At 66.5% G+C, this 17693-nt stretch carries 17 protein-coding genes; 14 read left to right on the plus strand and 3 right to left on the minus strand.

Annotated elements, in window-relative coordinates; genetic code table 11:
• Nucleotides 1-73 precede the first annotated feature (73 nt).
• The 3 genes from AC5DRG_RS17065 (at nucleotide 74) to AC5DRG_RS17075 (ending at nucleotide 7280) form a co-directional block, all read left to right on the plus strand.
• A complete protein-coding gene (locus AC5DRG_RS17065; RefSeq protein ID WP_491811369.1) occupies nucleotides 74-286 on the plus strand; it encodes a hypothetical protein in 213 nt (70 codons plus the stop codon).
• A 359-nt stretch (nucleotides 287-645) separates the two neighbouring features.
• The gene (locus tag AC5DRG_RS17070; RefSeq protein WP_491811370.1) at nucleotides 646-2085 is read left to right on the plus strand and encodes a lipase family alpha/beta hydrolase; all 1440 of its coding nucleotides are present in this window, start codon (nucleotides 646-648) and stop codon (nucleotides 2083-2085) included.
• Nucleotides 2082-7280 carry a tetratricopeptide repeat protein gene (locus AC5DRG_RS17075; protein WP_491811371.1) on the plus strand — a complete coding sequence of 1733 codons (5199 nt, stop codon included), beginning with the start codon at nucleotides 2082-2084 and terminating at the stop codon, nucleotides 7278-7280. The genes AC5DRG_RS17070 and AC5DRG_RS17075 overlap by 4 nt, the downstream gene beginning before the upstream one ends.
• Nucleotides 7281-8351: 1071 nt before the next feature.
• On the opposite strand, the gene AC5DRG_RS17080 is transcribed toward AC5DRG_RS17075, so the two are convergent.
• The 3 genes from AC5DRG_RS17080 to AC5DRG_RS17090 form a co-directional block, all read right to left on the minus strand.
• The gene (locus tag AC5DRG_RS17080; RefSeq protein ID WP_491811372.1) at nucleotides 8352-9911 is read right to left on the minus strand and encodes a site-specific integrase; all 1560 of its coding nucleotides are present in this window, start codon (nucleotides 9909-9911) and stop codon (nucleotides 8352-8354) included.
• A gap of 533 nt (nucleotides 9912-10444) precedes the next feature.
• Nucleotides 10445-10858, minus strand: a complete 414-nt coding sequence (locus tag AC5DRG_RS17085; protein WP_491811373.1) for a hypothetical protein — start codon at nucleotides 10856-10858, stop codon at nucleotides 10445-10447.
• A 140-nt stretch (nucleotides 10859-10998) separates the two neighbouring features.
• On the minus strand, nucleotides 10999-11433 hold the full coding sequence (locus tag AC5DRG_RS17090) for a helix-turn-helix domain-containing protein (protein WP_491811374.1): 435 nt from the start codon (nucleotides 11431-11433) through the stop codon (nucleotides 10999-11001).
• A 152-nt stretch (nucleotides 11434-11585) separates the two neighbouring features.
• On the opposite strand from AC5DRG_RS17090, the gene AC5DRG_RS17095 reads away from it, so the two are divergent.
• The 11 genes from AC5DRG_RS17095 to AC5DRG_RS17145 all read left to right on the plus strand — a co-directional run bounded on the left by AC5DRG_RS17095 (nucleotide 11586) and on the right by AC5DRG_RS17145 (nucleotide 17620).
• Nucleotides 11586-11816 carry a helix-turn-helix domain-containing protein gene (locus AC5DRG_RS17095; RefSeq protein WP_491811375.1) on the plus strand — a complete coding sequence of 77 codons (231 nt, stop codon included), beginning with the start codon at nucleotides 11586-11588 and terminating at the stop codon, nucleotides 11814-11816.
• Nucleotides 11813-12106 carry a helix-turn-helix domain-containing protein gene (locus AC5DRG_RS17100; RefSeq protein WP_491811376.1) on the plus strand — a complete coding sequence of 98 codons (294 nt, stop codon included), beginning with the start codon at nucleotides 11813-11815 and terminating at the stop codon, nucleotides 12104-12106. The genes AC5DRG_RS17095 and AC5DRG_RS17100 overlap by 4 nt, the downstream gene beginning before the upstream one ends.
• A 22-nt stretch (nucleotides 12107-12128) precedes the next feature.
• Nucleotides 12129-12674, plus strand: a complete 546-nt coding sequence (locus AC5DRG_RS17105; protein ID WP_491811377.1) for a DUF6907 domain-containing protein — start codon at nucleotides 12129-12131, stop codon at nucleotides 12672-12674.
• Nucleotides 12671-13168, plus strand: coding sequence for a hypothetical protein (locus tag AC5DRG_RS17110; protein ID WP_491811378.1), 498 nt, complete (start codon nucleotides 12671-12673; stop codon nucleotides 13166-13168). Before AC5DRG_RS17105 ends, AC5DRG_RS17110 begins: the two co-directional genes overlap by 4 nt.
• Nucleotides 13165-13422, plus strand: a complete 258-nt coding sequence (locus AC5DRG_RS17115; RefSeq protein ID WP_491811379.1) for a hypothetical protein — start codon at nucleotides 13165-13167, stop codon at nucleotides 13420-13422. Before AC5DRG_RS17110 ends, AC5DRG_RS17115 begins: the two co-directional genes overlap by 4 nt.
• 79 nt (nucleotides 13423-13501) lie before the next feature.
• Nucleotides 13502-14470: a bifunctional DNA primase/polymerase gene (locus AC5DRG_RS17120; protein ID WP_491811380.1), complete on the plus strand. Its 969-nt coding sequence runs from the start codon at nucleotides 13502-13504 to the stop codon at nucleotides 14468-14470.
• Between the two features lie 62 nt (nucleotides 14471-14532).
• The gene (locus AC5DRG_RS17125) at nucleotides 14533-15621 is read left to right on the plus strand and encodes an AAA family ATPase (RefSeq protein ID WP_491811381.1); all 1089 of its coding nucleotides are present in this window, start codon (nucleotides 14533-14535) and stop codon (nucleotides 15619-15621) included.
• 311 nt (nucleotides 15622-15932) lie between these two features.
• Nucleotides 15933-16193, plus strand: a complete 261-nt coding sequence (locus AC5DRG_RS17130; protein WP_491811382.1) for a hypothetical protein — start codon at nucleotides 15933-15935, stop codon at nucleotides 16191-16193.
• Nucleotides 16186-16707 (plus strand): single-stranded DNA-binding protein, encoded by a 522-nt coding sequence (locus AC5DRG_RS17135; RefSeq protein WP_491811383.1) that lies wholly within the window; start codon nucleotides 16186-16188, stop codon nucleotides 16705-16707. The genes AC5DRG_RS17130 and AC5DRG_RS17135 overlap by 8 nt, the downstream gene beginning before the upstream one ends.
• Before the next feature lie 17 nt (nucleotides 16708-16724).
• Nucleotides 16725-16970: a hypothetical protein gene (locus AC5DRG_RS17140; RefSeq protein WP_491811384.1), complete on the plus strand. Its 246-nt coding sequence runs from the start codon at nucleotides 16725-16727 to the stop codon at nucleotides 16968-16970.
• A complete protein-coding gene (locus AC5DRG_RS17145) occupies nucleotides 16967-17620 on the plus strand; it encodes a hypothetical protein (RefSeq protein ID WP_491811385.1) in 654 nt (217 codons plus the stop codon). The genes AC5DRG_RS17140 and AC5DRG_RS17145 overlap by 4 nt, the downstream gene beginning before the upstream one ends.
• The last annotated feature ends 73 nt before the right edge of the window (nucleotides 17621-17693 follow it).

Genomic DNA, 17693 nt, shown 5'->3' on the forward strand with positions numbered 1-17693 from the left:
ACGCCGCTGTACGCGACTTCGACCATCTTCCCTTTACGTCACCCACCCAATAGACGGAAACGGAAGAACCCTCATGCCTGCCTCGCCGATACACCTCGTGCTACTGGCTCTCGCACTGTTCGCCGCCGCCCTTCTTGCCCTCCTGGCCGCCGTCACTGCCGCCCTTCTCGCCCGATGGGACGGCGCTTCCCTCCCAGCCGCGCTGTTGCGTTCCGGAGTTGCCTTCGGCAGCACACTCACTCTGCTCGCAGCCCTGCTCGCGCTGGTGGTCAGCACTCTGACCTAGCCGAGCCGCATACGCTGGCCACCTCTCCGAGAGAGGCCACGGAGGGACAACGGCCGCCGTAGCTTGGACGCTGACTCGGTACGAAGCTAGCGCGTGAGGCGGAACCGTCGCGGACAGCTCGTGGTCGCCCTACACCGCACTGGAGCGCCACCCATTTGGGCTAATTATCCACAGAGTGTTCCTGCGTCGCTCAGATGCGTGATAAGCCCTGAACTCCCCTTGCTGTTCGGTCCGTTCCCCATTGACAGCCCACTGCGATCGACCGCAGTCGTGATGAGAGCGCGGAATGAACCTTGGTGGATGAAGCCGGGGTGTGGGATGGGCTCGGGGTGTCCGAGCGGAAGAGCGGGGGGCGGGGGATGGAACGCAAGCATCTGGTGTATGTGCTGCCGGGGATCGGTGGCAGCGTGCTGGAGCGGCCGGAGGCGGGCGGGAAGGCCGCCAAGACGGTGTGGGATGCGGGGTTCGGTGACATCGCAGGCCTGCTGTGGCGTTCGGATCGACTGGCTGTGGATGAGCCGCTCAGGCCGACAGGCCTGATCCGTTCGAAGCGGCTGCTGCCGGGCTGGACGGTGGTCCCGGGTTACGAACGTCTGTGGGCGGGGCTGCAGGCCCTGCCGGGTGTGGTGACGGATATGGGGCACCCCGATCACCGCAACCCGCAGGCGAACGTGGTCCTGTTTCCCTACGACTTCCGTCTCGGCATCGGACATGCCGCGAAGCTTCTGGCTGCGGACGTCCACGAGCGGCTGAAGGACCTCAGCCCCTCCGAACGGGCCGGCCGGGTGGTGGTGCTGGCCCATTCGATGGGCGGGCTGGTGGCCCGGTACTGGCTGGGCCCGCTGGGAGGCTGGCCGCTGTGCCGCGCGCTGGTGACCCTGGGCACCCCGCATCGCGGCGCCCCCAAAGCCCTGCAACTGCTGGCCAACGGCGTCCGCGTGGCGGGCATGCGGCTGGACGGGGCGAGCGACCTGCTGCGGACGTGGCCGTCGGTGGCGGAGCTGCTGCCCCGCTACCCCATGATCTGGGACACCACAGCCGACACGGCCCGCTACCCCCACGACCTACCTCTGCCGGAAGTGGGCAAGTTGGCGGAGGCGGGCTTCGCGTTGCATCAGGACATCGAGCAGGCCTGGAAGACAATGCCCCGCACGGGGGCGGAGCCGCAGGTCGTACCGCGGCTGGGCTGGAGCCACGGCACCGCAGGCTCCGCCACCTGGGACGGCCACAAACTCACCGTCAACAAGGATCTCCCCACCTGGCTGGACCTTGAGGGATGGGATGAGGACCACGGAGACGGCACGGTCCCGGCGCTCTCGGCCGTCCCGGTGGAGATGAGTGGGCACGACACCACCCGCGACTGGCGGACCCGCGACCGGCACGGGCCGATCGCCTCCGCCAAGTGGATCCCCGGTCTCGCCCAGGACTATGAGACCAGGAAGACGTTGATGGCCGCTCGCGGCAACGAACGGGACACCGCACTCGGCCTGGACCTGGACGAACTCCACGCCACGGGAGAGCCCGTTCCGCTGCGGGTACGGCTGCGGGGCGACCACCTGCCCGACGAGGTGTCCGCTACCCCGGCCTCCCTCGCCCTGTGGGCAACCCTCCGCCCGACGGAAGGCCGTCGCACACCGGTCGCAGAGGTCCGGCTGGACTGGGACGAGGCCTCAGGCAGTTACGTCACCCAACTCCCCGGGAAACCAGCCGGGTTATACGACATCGAGGTGGCGGTGCAGGAAGTGCCCGGCATCGGCGAACTGAACGCCTCCGACACGGTGGCGGTGGTTGCCCCGTGAGTATCTGGCCCCGCTGGTCGATGGAGGGCGAGCCCGCCGCGCTCGCCAAGTACGTTCTACCCGACGAGGTCGCCGCACTGGTGCGCCTACCCGGGCCGCCTGCCAGCAGCCGGATCGCTCAAGTCCGGACCGTGTACGAGGCCCTGGCCGCTGCCGGGATCACCTACTCCCACGAGGCACCCTCCGACGAACCCGACCGCCAGGTCATCCGGGACCCCGGCGAAGTCCTCTGGTCCCCCAAGCACGCCACCTGCCTGGACCTGACCCTGATCATGGCCGGAGCCTGCCTCCACGCCGGCCTGCACCCACTCGTCCTGATTCTCGACCCACCCGAGACCGGGAGAGCCGCCCACGCTCTCCTGGGCGTGTGGGTCGGCGATCCGCCTCCCGACGGTCCCCAGGTGCCGGACGCGGATGTGTGGTCCGCCCCGCCGGAGGACTGGCTGGACCTGGTCCAGCAGGACATCGGCGGACGCCCACGCCCCTTGCTGCTGCTGGACCCAGTCGGTATCGCCCACCCTCTGCCCACCAGCCCAATCCTGGGCGCCCGAGCGTCTTTTGCCGATACAGTCCGCGCCGGGGCCGACTACGCCACTACGTGGAACTGGCGTCTAGCGGTTGATATAGGCCGCGTCTGGCGCGCCCAGGACACTCACACACCCGCCAACAGGCCCCAAGATGAACCGCTGCGCAGCCCATACGTGGAACTGGATCCACGCGTGCACCGGCCGCTGGAAGTCCTCAAGGCCGAGCACGCAGTGGTGCCCTTCCAGGCCCGCGACGAACTGACCGTCCTCACCCACTTCTGCCGCACGATCGCCGAGGGACCCTACACCGGCATCACGCTCATCCACGGCGTCGGCGGCGCCGGCAAGACCCGCCTCGCCCTCGAACTCGCACACCAACTGGACACCTGCGAGGGCTGGTACACCGGCTACCTGCGCGAGAGCACCGACGGAGACGACTGGCTCGGAGCCGTTGTCTCCCCCACCCTCATCGTCCTCGACTACGCCGAAGCCCGCCCCGCCGACGCCCAGCGCCTGCTGACCATCCTCAAACGCCGCACCGAACGCGGCGCCACCCCCGCCGTCTTGGTGATGACCGCCCGCTCCGCCGCCGGCCAATGGCTCACCAACCTGCGCCGGGCCTGGGAGCGCGACGGACACCTCTGCCGCGAACTAGCCCCCTTGGAACTACCGCCCGAGCACCCCGACGGCTCCGCGCTCTTCCGCCGGGCCGTCGAGGCATTCGTCGAGGAACCCGGCTCTGTCGATGTATCGGCAGCCGAGAGGGCAACACCTGTGGAGTGGACCACCCTGGACTACATCCTGCTGGCCTACCTCGCCTCCCGCAGCTCCGGCAAACTCCCCAACAGCCGAGAGGAGTTGTATGAGGAAGTCCTCGACCATGAACGCGGCTACTGGGCGCAGACCTATCAGCAGGTGATCGGTAACACGGCGGACGCTCCCATAAAAGTACTCAGCCGTGCTGTGGCCTGCCTGACACTGCGTGCCCCAACGACCCATATTCAGACGATCGCCGCACTCCGCGCGGTAGAAGAACTCGCCGACGCCGCCCAGTGGCGCGAGGCCATCCGCGCCACGCTCACTGCGTGTCTGCAGCCAGGCCCAGGCGAAGCACTCGTTCTGCGCCCGGACCCGATCGCGGATCATCTGGCCCTGCGTGAATTGCATGATGACCCCAACCTCCTCAACCGTGCCTTGGACGGTCTGGAACCGGAGCCACTGCTGGAGGCGCTGCGCCAGCTTAACCGCGCCGCTTCGGCCAACCCCGGCACAGCCGCCAATCTGATAGCCGCCTGGATTGAGGGCGAGCCGGACCGCTGGCTACATGTTCTCCGAGTCGCGAGCGAACAGAGCGGCAGTGCTCTGGCCGCGCTCTGCCAACTGATCGACGCTAATCCGGCACCGGCATGGCTCGATGGCCTCTCCCAGGCCATCCCTTTCATGTCAGTGGGACTGCCCCAACTCGGACTGCAGGCAGAGTCTCGACGTCTGACCGAACTCCGTTCCTCCGTCAACCCCGCGCCCGCAGACCTCGCGGAACTGCTCCAGCGTCTCGGTCAACGCCAGGCCAACATCGGAGATTATGACAGGGCGATAGCCACTGTAAGAGAAGCGGTGGAGATCCGCCGAGCCTTGGTCAAGGCCGACCCGGTTACGCATCTCCCCGAACTCGCAGCGTCGCTCAACATCCTTTGCGGGGCGCAGAGCGATCTCGGAGACCACAAGGGAGCACTGGCCTCCGTTAAGGAGGCGGTAGAAATCCGTCGAACATTGGCCCAGGCCGACCCAGGCACGCACCTACCCGACCTCGCCATGGTTCTCAGTAACCTCTCCGTGCTGCAACGTACGCTCGGCGAGCGTGAGAGGTCGCTGGCCACTGTTGAAGAAGCGGTAGAGATCCGTCGAACCTTGGCTCAGGCCGATTCAGGCATGCATCTCGCCGGACTGGCAACCACTCTCAACAACTTGGGCGGGTCACAGAGCGACCTTGGAGACCACAAGAGAGCACTGGCCTCCAGCGCAGAAGCAGTGGAGATCTATCGCAAACTGTTTAAAAATAGTCCGACTGAGATTCTCCCCGACCTGGCAGCCTCCCTCAACAACCTCTCGGCTCAACAAAGTAAAACTGGAGACCCCGGCGGGGCCCTCGCTTCCATCACAGAAGCCGTCGATCACTTCTGGGATCTCTCCGTAATTAACCCCGCTACCTTCCTTCCCCGCTTCGCTTCCACCCTCAATAACCTATCGACCCTGCAGGGAAACGTAGGAGATCACGAAGGTGCACTCGCATCGGCTGATCAGAGCGCGAGAATACAGCGCGAATTGGCGGAAATAAATCCGGTCGCACACTTGCCCGAACTCGCCAGTTCCCTCAAGAGGCTTTCCGAGTGTCAGAGCCAGTTTGGGAACGCTGCGGGGGCACTATCTAGCGCAGAAGAAGCCGTCGATATCCGACGCGAACTCGCTGAAACTAACCAAAAAGCGTTCCTTCCTGGCCTTGCATCTTCCCTAAACAACCTGTCAAATCGGCAGAGCCAGGTTGGCGACAGCACGGGTGCACTCATCTCAGCAAATCAAGCCGTCCACCACTATCAGCTACTGGCCAAGGCGCACCCAGAAGCCTTCCTCCCCGACCTCGCCATGGCACTGGCCAACTATGCGCGCTGCCAAAACGAAACCGGAGATCACTCAGGGGCTCTCACTTCAATAATGCAGGCCGTCGACTATTACCGACTGCTGATCGAAACACAGTCCGCAACCTTTCTCCCAGACCTCGCGATGTCGCTCAACAGTCTTGCCGCATTTCAAGACAACGCCGGAATTCACGCGGAGGCCTTGGCCTCTATCACTGAGGCTGTAGCAATCCGCAGGGATCTTGCGACAGCAAATCCCAAGGCGTTCCTTGCCGACCTAGCCATGTCCCTCAACAATCTCTCGGTCATGCAGGCCATGAACGGCGATCTTGCTGGTTCAGTCGCGCCCATCGTCGAGGCCGTCCACATCAACCGCACGCTAGCTCGAACCTACCCAGGGGCCTATCTTCCCAGCCTGGCCAGCTCGCTAAGCAACCTCTCCAACCGTCAAAGCGAAATTGGAGACTTGGACAGCGCAATGGATTCCGCCATGGAAGCTCTGACGATCGACCAGGCACTCGCCAAGACCAACTCCGGCGCCCATCTCCCCAACCTGGCAAGCTCCCTACATGACTTCGCAACCCTACTGACCCACAGGAAGGATTCTGAGGGAGCACTCGCCTCCATTACCAAGGCCGTCGAGATTCGACGCGCCTTGTCCGAGGAAAATGCTGCCGTCCATCTCCCCGCGCTGGCCAGCTCCCTCAACAATCTCGCAAGCCGACAGAGCGAAACCGGAAACCTGACCGCTGCACTCGCCTCCAGCACCGAAGCCGTCAACCACTACCGCACCCTCGTCAAAAACAACCCCACCAGCTTCCTCCCCCACCTCGCCGCCTCCCTCAACAACCTCGCAAGCCGACAGAGCGAAACCGGAAACCTGACCGCTGCACTCGCCTCCAACACCGAAGCCGTCAACCACTACCGCACCCTCGTCAAAAACAACCCCACCAGCTTCCTCCCCCACCTCGCCGCCTCCCTCAACAACCTCGCAAGCCGACAGAGCGATGCGAGCGCGATCACTGCCGCTTGGGAAGACGCCGCAGCCACCTTGGAGGAAAATGTCCTCGCGCAGGCGGAACTCCGCTCCCATTACGCCGAGTATCTGGCCGAAAATGTTGGTACCGATTGCGCCCTCAGGCAACTCATCCAGGCAAGCCGGGCGGCCCAGACCGGTAGCCCGCATCTGCTACGCCGCACACGGCACCAAATCCGCAACATCGTGATCCGCTACAGCATCAACGACCCACAACTTCCCAACTGGGCCACCCATCCTCTACCCGACGACTTCCTAGAACTGCTTAATCAGTGGGCCCAAGCTTCCGACTGGCCCAGAATCAAAGCATTTCTAGACGCGCATAGTGGCAAACTCCAACACTCTGACTTCCGGCACTACCTCCACTTGACGGCAGCCCTATTTCCGGACGACCCGCACATCAACACCCTCATCGATTTCCTGGCTGAAGCCGAGGCACAGAGTTTTATCACCGTCCTCGAGCGTGGCCAGCGTGAGCACGAAGCACGCCTTCTCCTCGAAACATGGGTCAACACCCCGACGTGGACGGACTCCAAGAACTTCATCGATCGGCATGAGTGCGCCCTACGCACACAAGAGATCCAGGCCCTCCTCGTCGGCAGCGACGCCCCTGAGGCACGCCGACACCTGGCCATTCTCCAGCTCGCTGAGCAACTGCCCCTTGACGAGGTGTATGAGATCGTCACCGACCAAGAGACATCCACCGAACAGGCTTTCCACGCCATGGACCAAGGAGACATCCCGCGTCTGCGCAGCATCCTGTATGCCCACGAACGCCCGCTGACAGGCATCACTGGAGCACTCTTCGCAACGGTCATAAGCACGGCTGACGGCCACAGCGGCCAAGCCCGCCGTCTCGCAGACCTGATCGCCCAGCGCGGCACGCCCATCCAGCGCCGCGCCTACGCCATCCGCCTGCGCACCCTGGCCGAGCACGATCACGAACTCGCTTCCGCAACTGAGCTCGCCGCCCTCATCGACCCCGACGACAACTCCTGACAAGGCACCCACACCCCGCAGCCCCAACCCCGTACCGACCCGCAGCTGAGCGCGGCTCGCCCTTCCGCCGGCGGATAGCGCACGCTGGGCGATGGCAGGTCTGGCCGAACATACACAGCCCAGCTCCGGCAGCCACCCGCGAGATGACGCCCTGGGGTACACGGAGCCACCGCACGCTCGGTTGGATCAGAGGGTGCATCACCCAGTACCCCCGGCCTCGGTCTCCAGCCGGCGGAGCACTACAAGGTCACGGTGCTCCATCGGGGCCGTTTTTCAGTACGGGCCGTTTCCGGTGCAGCACTCCCGTCAGATGACCGTTGCATACCGGTCCTTCGACGAGCAGCGTCTCGAACGAGATCTTGCTCGGTTCAGCAGCGCCGAACCCCACACACGGAACCTGCTGCCAGAGCACCCCAGAACGGGCGCAGCGGAGTCAGTTACACGCCTTTACCGAGACCCTTCGGCCTCAACATGGCCTCACGATCTTGAAATGAAGCCCGAGAGACGCGGCGCAGACAGTCGACGACAGCCACAATCGCTCGCATCGTCGCAGGTCAGAGAAGTCCCCTGCTCCCCGAGCTGCACCGCGCCTCAAACTCGCGAGCAGCGGATCCAGTCCGTTCAAGCAAAGTTGACGATCCGACACCCAAAAATGAACGTTTCCGCAGGTCACAGCTCTGCACAAGTGGGGCGGGTGGGACTCGAACCCACGGCCGACGGATTATGAGTCTACGGCGGTATTGATACGCCTAATTCCGCCCTATGTCGCCCCCTGACGGGCACTGCCGATAACTGCTGGTCATGCGGCCAGCCTCAAGCGCCCCGACCCCTCCGTCGTGCCGTCCCGTGCCGTCTTCGATCGGCTACTTCCGGGGCATTCGGTTGAGCAGCGGCTGAGCAGAAAGGCCCCCGACCCGCAGGTCGGAGGCCTTGTCTCGTCTCCTCAACGGTACGCCCCCGACGGCCCGTTGTCAGTCCCGGACCGTACCGTGGAGGCGTCCCTAACCCATGCTGCTGGCTGCGCGTGGAGCGGACTCACGAGGGCCGGACCCGGCAGCGCGGGCCCGGCCCTCACCCCGCCTTCCGCGCCCGCGGCACGACAAGCGCGGCCTTCTCCGCGATCTCCAGGTCGACTTCCTTCAACAGGCTCGTGTACGTGTTGGACGTCAGCCGGATGTCGTCGTGCCGCAGCGTCTCCTTGATCGCATGCAGGTCTCCCCCGCCCGCATGGATCAGCGTCGCCGCACAGTGCCTCAGGTCCCGCAGGTTGATCGGCGGCAGGTCTGCCCGACGGCAGATGCGGCGGAACTCGTCGGACACCTTTTCGGGGTGCAGCCAGGTGCCGTCCTCGTCGACGAACGCCTTGCCGGTGCCCGTCCAGTCGGCGACCTTTTTACCCTTGGCGCGCTCCCGGGCCGCGTGCTCGTTCCAGGCGTCCCGCTCCGCCGGCTGGCGGGCCTTGTGCTCTCGCAGGACGGCCACGTTGAGACTGTCGAGGGCGATCGTGGCCGCGCTGCCGTCCGTCTTCGGGACACCTTCCTCCGGCGTCCACTGCCGCACGACGATGGACTTGGCGATCGTGATGGCGTGCCCGTCGAGATCGACGTCCCGCCAGTCCTGGCCGACTGCCTCGCCGCGACGCAGGCCCCGGAACGCGACCAGGTGGAACAGCGCGTACAGCCTGCTGTTCTCAGCCTCGTCGAGGAACGCTCCGATCTGCGGCGGCGTCCACACCATCACCGCCGACGGCTTCTCCCCCGTCATCCGCCAGTGCTCGACATGCTGCTCCGACCACAGCACCGCCTTGGGCCGCTTACCGGATGCGAGCTCCAGGTGGGAGGCCGGGTTGAAGGTAATGAGCTGCCGCCGGATCGCCGCGTTCAACGCGGTGCGCAGCGTCGCCCGTATGCGCTGCTTCGTCGCGGGGCCGGTGACAAGCCGGTACGGGGGCATCGCGGCCAGCTTCTCCCGCTCGACCGCGAGCCGGGCTGACTCAGCGGCCGGCGGGCGGGAGTTCTTGCCCCACTTCGCTCGGGCTTCCTGCTCGCGCCGGGCCTGGTTCTCCGCGGCGATCGTCTCGTTGGCCTCGTCGAAGGCGTCGAAGAACTCCTGGCAGTGGGCCACGGTGAGCTTGTCGAGCCGGTAGTGGCCGAGGCCCGGCTTGAGGTGGACCCGGATGTGGCTCTTGTAGCCGTCGGTGGTGGTGCCCTTGGTCTTCTTCGACGCGACCCAGGTGTCGAGCCACTCGGTGAGGGTCATCTTCCCGTCGAGGGGCACGCCGACGCCGAGCTTGCGGGACACCTCGGTCGGTTCGGGGATCGGGCCGCGCGTCTGCTGGAGTTCGGCGAGCAGGTCGCCGACGCGGCGTAGCCCGTCCTCGTCGTCCCCGGCGAGGTCGAGGATGGCGCGGATGCGGTCGAGGTCCTTCGTCGCGTCCTTGGAGTCGGCGTAGCCGGTGCGCTGGAAGCGGCGGCGATGCCCGTTGGCGTCCTCGGGTAGTTCCTGGCTGACGCGGTGCTTGCCGTGGCTGCGCTTCGACAGTTGTGGGCATGCCGTCCCGAGCCGCTTCCCGTCCGTACCGCGGCACTCACACCGCTTCGAGATACCACCAGCTCGACGAGACGTGGGCATGACGTACCTCTCTCGTTCGGGCCCGAGAGGCCCTGCCTGCTATCCAGCGTCACAGTCCGGCACTGGACGGAATTGATTGGCTAGCGCATACTGCTTGCCAGCACCACACGTGTGTTCACTCAACCCCTCGGCGACGCCGGGGGGTTTCGTCGTTCCTGGGAGGGTTCCATGGCAGAGAGCAGAGTGGTCCAAGACTGGTACACGGTGGCGGAGGCGGCAGAGCTTGTCGCGTGGTGGCGCAGCCTGTGGCTGCCAGACGCGCCACCTGTCAGCGTCCGTACGATCCGCTCGTGGGTAGCCCGCGGGCACCTCGCCCCCGCAGGCCTCGACGAGAAGAGACGACAGCTCTTTCGTTTCTCTGACCTTGCTCGTGCCGAGCGGGATACGCGAGGCCGGGCGCTTCGCCTCGCGGGTCTGCCGGAATCTCGGGCTTACGCTTCCGGGGCGGAAGCACCTACCCGCTGAGCTGCGGCACTCACACCGTTTGCTGATGCCGCCAGCGCGGCGAGATGCGGGCACCTATGCCTCCCCAGTCAGGCAGATTCCTCGTCAGGGCTTGGCACTACGCGCAGCCGATTTCGAGGATTCGCTAGATAGGCCATCATCTCAGGAGACTTCTGGATGCCGTCAACGAATCCCACCATCCTCTCCTGGGCTATCCGCTCTTCGCGGATCTCCTGCAATGCGGCCTTCTCTTCTTCAAAGTGATCATGAAGTTGGGTGATGCTGCTCATGAGGAACTGCTCGCGCTGGACCAGCCGCTCGATACGGAGCTCGTGCACTACCCGGAGCCATTCGTTGGCCTGATGGGCCTTGGAGTACTGAAGGGCTGACCTGTGGTAGCGCGCAATCCCGAGACCTACGGCGAACAGGGTGCCCGCCATAGAGAAAGCCGCCCAAACTGCGTGCCACAGGCCATCCGGAATGTCGACTGCGATCAATACCACGCCGACCAGGCCGAGAATAAAGATTCCTGTGGCGAAGCAACGGAACGCAATGGCAGCTATGTCGTATGCCAGGAAGGCAAAGTTCCGACCCGTAGGCGGGAAGACCCCCCAATACGCACGGCCCCGATGGCGCCCCCTACTCACGCGACCCCACTTTCACTGCCGTGGCCACCTGACCCGAGGTTCTGATCCGTTAGTAGCGCACGCACCATCGTCTCGAAGAGTTCCACCTTCGCCGGGTCCTTGATACCCAAGTCGGCAGCAGCCTCCCTGGGCGACAACGCCCGCGGCGGCTGCTGCTCGGTGAGGACATCCCGGGAGATCAGACCCGACAGCACCAACAGCTCGGGCAGTGGCACCCGCAGGGCTTGCGCAAGCGGCTCTAGGTATCCGGGATCCGGCATGGCTTTACCGGCGATCATGCGTCCCACCGATGACGGGGACATGCCGGTATCGCGGGCCAGGGCGGTCTTCCCACCGCCGCGCGGTGAGTCGATGTCATAGCCGGCCCGGCGAGCAGCTTCTCGGACATACGCAGCGAACTGCTCCGTCCTCAGTTCGTCATGGTCAGGCATGCCTTACATGCTAGCGCGCAAGTAAGGATGCGCCTACCCCGGCAGCAAGACCGTCTTAGCTACCGAGGCAGGCAGTTACTTGCGCCAGGGGCAGTAGAAGGCGTACGTTTTCTACATCGGCAGGTACTACCTACCGAGCAAGGAGATGTCCCATGTCCGACTACCGCCTTCGCGTGGACCGCCTGCACTCAGCGGCGGCGGCGAAGGGCGACCACACCAGCTACGCCATCTGGAAGCGCACCGGGGTCGCACAGTCCACCCTGTCCCGCCTGCGTCGCGGTATCGCCAAGCCCGCCGCCGACACCCTGCTCACTCTGGCTACGGCCTACGAGCTGAGCATCGACGAACTGATCGACCGCGACATCGAGAGCGGGGCGGCATGACCACGATCCAGTCCCGTCTGCCGGCGTTCTCCCACGAGGACGTGCGGGCGCTGCCCGCGATGTCCCCGGCCTACGAGACCTTGATGCGCCTCTGCGACGTCGGTAAGACCACCGTCGCCCAGATGATCAAGGAAGGGGCCACGCCGATCCCCGTAATCCCCGTGGGCCGCCAGCTCCGCGTCCGCAAGATCGACGTCCTGAACTACCTCGGCCTGACCGAGGAGAACGGCGACGGCGCCGGTGCTGGAACACCGACGCCGCTTGCCGAGCGCACTACCGCAACCACCTGATCAAGTAGAAGAGAGCACGCTCATGACCAGCGTAATCCCAGAGGCGACGCCGGACCCGAGAGACCAGCGCGCCGACGGCGCCCGCGAGCACGACGAGCCCACCCCGTGCCACCTGTACCCGGACCTGTGCACCACCCAGGACGGCGAGGACGGCGACCAGGCCGACGAGAACGGCCGCCACTTCGACCACGGCGGCGACGCCATCACCGTCCCCAGCGACTCCTTCCCGGAAGACCCGGAGATCTGGGCCGAGTTCACGCACTGCTCCGCGAGCACACCGCACATCGGGTTCATGAGCGAGTCGCTCACCCCGGACCAGGCTCACGAGAAGGCGGCACAGCTGCGGAAGTTCGCCGACGACCTGGATGACCTCGCCGACCAGACGGCGGCCGCCCTCGCGCTGTACCGGATCCGGGAGGCCCGCGCCAACGCTGACGGGCCGTGGGCGGAGATCCTCGACATCGTCCTCGACCAGATCGGAGATGGCTCCGACCCGCAGGAGGTCATGGACCAGGTCCTCACTCTCATGCAGCAGGCCCGCGCCGAGAGGGCGGGAGCGCGAGCATGAGCGACCACAAGCAGAAGCTCGACGCCGCCCTGCACGCCTTCAACCAGGCCGAGCGCGCCCAGTTCGTCGCCGAAACCGGCACGCGGTGGCTCGGCCTCGACGGCCCCACCTATCTCCTCGGCGACGTCCGCGTGAAGGCGTTCTTCGAAGACGCCCGCGGCCGCCACTGGGGCGACGCCTGCCTCGCCATCGAGTCACTCGCCGGAGTCGCTCACCTCAGCCGCAAGCACCGCGAGGTCTACAGGGACGCCGCCACCGCGATCCAGGAAGTCACGGACCTGTGGGTCTTCACCGACGCCCTCGGGAAGTGGAACGCCACCATGGTCCCGGTCGAAGCGCTGGCCGCCTCATGGGGCTACCCACCGCCTGTCCGTCTCCCTGATGGGAACTGGGCCCGTACCTGGCTCACGCTCCCGGACCGGACCGACGAGCAGGAGGTCGCGTGGATCGCCCGCGGAGGCGCTCCGCTCCATACGGACGGGGGACGGCTGTGACCGAGCGCCGCCCCGGCCAGTGGCCAGTGGGCCCCGTCGACCCTGACGCCGCCGCGCGAACTGGCGACGACGCCGAGCAGTACGTACAGCGCGCCACGGAGCGGGCCCTGCACGAGATGGTCCTCGACTCCATCCGGCACGACTTGGAGCAGCAGCCGAGCCCGGTGTGCGTCTTCACCGCGGCCCGCAACTGGTGCACGCGCATCACCGCCGAGGCCGAGAAGGTCGCCCGCACGAAGCGAAGTACGGCATAGCCCCTCGGGGCGGGCGCGCTGGGGGTGCGCCCGCCCCGCCACGAACCAACTGGCCGCTGCTCGTAGAAGAGAGCCGTTCGTGAACAGCAACACCGGAGCCATCCGCAGAATGCGCGCCGCACGCGCGTTCATCACTCGCGGCTGGCCCATCTTCCCCCTCAGCCCCGGCGCCAAGGAGCCGCTGCGGCACTGCGGTCTGTGCAGCAGGAAGTCACCCGACTACGTGTCGCACCAAGGCGTCGACGACTGCCCGCACCCCGCGGACTACTGCCACAGCTTCTACAGCGCCACCACCGACGAGGACCGGGTGCGCGACTGGTTCCGCCGCTTCCCCGAGATGAACCTCGGGATCAACACCGAGCTCGCGCGGCTGGTCGTCGTCGACCTCGACACGAACAAGGACGGGGATGCCGTCCCGGCCCCGTACAACCTGCCCGGAGTCAACGACGGCCGTGACGTCTTCGCTGTCTGCCTGGAGCGGTACGAGCAGCCGTTCCCGGGCGACACCCTCTCCGTGCTCACCCCGTCCGGGGGCGTGCACCTGTACTGGCAGCTGCCCGATGGGGTCACGGTGAACAAGTCGGAGGGCGAGTTCGGCTGGAACATCGACATCCGCGCCGCCGGGAGCTACATCATCGCTCCGACCAGCGCCACGAAGACCGGAGAGTACCGGCGCCTCGGCGACATCGTCGATCCCGCGCCCGCCCCGGCCTGGCTGCTGCACCACCTCGAAGGCACCGGGCACATGCCCAAGCCGCCCGCGCCCCGCCCCATCTACCGCGGACCCAAGCGGGATAGCAACGGGCGAAGGAAGAGCCTCGACGACCTCGCCGCCGAACTGGCGCACGCCGAGACGGGGCAGCGGCACAAGGTGCTGTGCACCGTGACGACGGCCGCCGCCCACCTCGTCGCCGAGGGACTGTGCAGCGAAGCCGAGGTGTACGCGGCGATCGAGCCCGCCGGCCGCGCTGCCGACCGCGGCGAATACGAGATCCGCGACGCCATCCAGACCGCCTTCGACTACGTCGCCCGGCGGGGCGCGGCGTGACGACCTACGCCGAGCCGGGAACATCGGCAGATGAGGATCCGTGGGCGGAGACCGTGCCGCCCATGCCCGACGAGGAACAGAAGGAGGAGAAGGAGAGCACCGGTTGGAAGTTCACCGACCTCGAATCGGTCCTCGACGGCACGTACAAGCCCGCGCAGCCGACCGTCGGCTGCCGGGATGACGGCGTCGGCCTCTTTTACCCCGGCAAGATGAACAGCGTCGCGGGCGAGTCCGAGGGCGGCAAGACGTGGCTCGCCCTGCTCGGCTGCGCGGTCGAGATGACGCGCGGCAACCACGTCGTCTACATGGACTTCGAGGACGACGCCGGCGGCGTGGTGAGCCGTCTCCTGCTGTTGGGCGCCACCCCGGACGACATCCGGGAGAAGTTCCACTACGTGCGCCCGGAGGCCGCACCGGACGCCGCTGACAGGGCGACGTTCATGGCCGCCGTGGCTCAGGTCAAGCCGACCCTGGCGATCGCGGACGGCGTGACCGAGGGCATGTCGATGTTCGGCCTGGAGCTGAAGGACAACACCGACATCGCGAAGTTCGGGCAGCGCCTGCTGCGGCCCTTCACCAAGCTGAACGCGGCCGCGGTGACGCTGGACCATGTCGTCAAGAACAACGAGGCCCGCGGCCGATACAGCCTTGGCGGCGTCCACAAGCTCAACGGCTTGTCCGGCGTGATGTACATGGTCGAGCCGATCACTCCATTCGGGATCGGTGTCACCGGGCGGTCCCGGATCCGGATCGCCAAGGACCGCCCCGGCCAGATCCGGCGGCACGCCCTGCCGGGGTCGAAGGGCGCGTTGCACTGGTACGCAGACCTCGTGCTCGTGTCCCACGGCGAGGACTTCGCCGAGGGGCGCCTGTACGCGCCGATTCAGCGGCCGGAGGACGTAGACCCGGAGGCACAGAGGGAGGCGGAGGAGCAGGCCCGCGTCGATGCGCTGAAGCCGCGGATCCTGCGCGCCATCAAGGGCGCCAAGCACCCTCTGTCGGGTCGGGAAATCATCGAGCGGGTGCCGGGCAAGCAGGCGGAGGTCCGGCGGGCCATGGCCGCGCTCGTGGACGCCGGACGCCTGGTGACCGAGCCCGGTCCTGCGCGAGCGACGCTCCACCGGATTCCTGATGGGGCCTCAGATGAATAGTGCGGTCAGTGAGTCCCAGTGCGTCCCGAGCGGCACGGTGGGCAATACGGGGCTCGCACATCTGCCCAGCTCAGGGCCGGTTTTCAGTGCGTCCACGATCTTGGGATGCACCTACCGCTACCTGATGGCCCGTCAGGAGAAAACCCGGGACGCACTAGATATCGCTCTGACCTGCGCGAACACCCAAAAACCTCAGTGCGTCCCAGTGAGTCCCAGTGCATCCCGGGACTCACCCGTCAGTGTGCGTCCCACACCCCCTTTAGGGGGTGGGACGGACGCCGCACAGACCACACAAACCACAGGGAGCCCCCGTGGACGACGACATCCTCACCACCGAAGACCTCGCCCTCGTCCTTCGCTCGGTCGTCGAGCAGGCCGGACCCGACGGCCTCCCGAAGGCCGAGGCCATCCGACGCGCCGAACTGGTCGCCGACCACGTCCGCGAATGGAAGGTCTCGGCCGGCCTCTACAGCCTCTTCGCCGCCGGAGACATCCGGCTCGAACTCACCGACGACGAGTCGGACATCCGCATCACGCAGACCAGCCAGCAGAAGGAGACGACCCGTGGCTAACGAGACCGTGATCACTGTGGTGGGGAATTTGGTCGACGACCCTGAACTCCGCTTCACCCCGTCCGGCGTCGCTGTCGCCAAGTTCCGTATCGCCTCCACCCCGCGCACCTTCGACAAGCAGACCAACGAGTGGAAGGACGGCGAGAGCCTGTTCCTCACCTGCTCGGTGTGGCGCAAGCTCGGCGAGAACGTCGCCGAGTCCCTCGCCAAGGGTGTCCGCGTCATCGTCCAAGGCCGCCTGAAGCAGCGCAGCTACGAGGACCGCGAGGGCGTCAAGCGCACGGTGTACGAGCTCGACGTCGACGAAGTCGGCCCGAGCCTGGCCCGGGCCACGGCGAAGGTCGAGAAGAACCCGGCGGGCGGCGGACAGCGCGCCAATACCCAGACGGGTAATGAGGACCCGTGGGCCACCGCGCAGCCCGCCAACGGCCAGCCCCAGGGCGGCGGATGGGGCGGCGGACAGCAGCAGCCCGCCGCAGCCCCGGCCGGCCACCCCGAGCAGCCCCCGTTCTGACCCGGAAGGACACGGCCATGACCGACAAGGAAATCCAGCTGCTGGCCATCGGCGCCGCGATCGGCATGTACTTCATGCTGCTCCTCCAGATCCTCTTCGGACTCCTCGACGACCGCCGCGACCGCAAGGCCGCACGCGCCGCCGAAGCCATGCTCGAAGCCGCACGAGCCCGCGTTGAGAGGGACAACGTGTCCCCCGCAGCCGTGACCGAGACGGACACGGTTGCGTCCGTCAGCCTGACGGAAACAAAGACGGCGTCGTGACCGCGTCCTGTGGCCTGTGCGAGCGCGACCTGGAACACGGCTACCTCTGCCCCGGCTGCACGCTCGGCACCGCCCAGCGTCTCGACCGTGTCCCGCGCCTGTACGACGCTCTCGCCGCGTTCCTCCACCCCGGCGGCCGCCGCCCCGAACTCGGCCGCACACGGCCCGCCGTGGCACCGATGCCGATCGCCGAGCCCGCGTTCAACCTCCGCGGGCCTGGCGGCATCGTCGGCGTCCTGGAGGACTGGCGCAGCGCCATGCAGGCAGACCGCGGATGGGGACAGCCGGCCATCGCGGGCAACACCGATCGACGCGTAGCCGTCGCTGCGCGCGCCCTGTCCATCAACCTCGACTGGATCGCGGCGAGTTGGCCGATGGCCGGCGCGTTCGCCGAAGAGATCCGCGGCCTCGAACGTGACGTCGCCTCGATCGTGAACCCGCCCGTCCCGTCGCTGCGGCTCGGGACGTGCCCGGCCGTCTTCGAGGACGGCACCGTGTGCGGCGCCGTCCTGCGCGTCCCGCAGGGCACCGCCAAGGTCGAGTGCCGGTGGTGCAACACCGCCTACCCGCCCGAGTCGTGGCTCGCGCTCGCGTCCGACACCTGGACGGACCAGGACTCTCACAACGCGCCCCAGACGCAAGCGAGTTGAACGCGCTGATTCCGTAACAGACCTATACGAACCATCAGATCTTGTGTCAAGCTAGCCCGTACAACCGCATAAA

It is taken from the genome of Streptomyces sp. JLBG701, assembly GCF_058544905.1.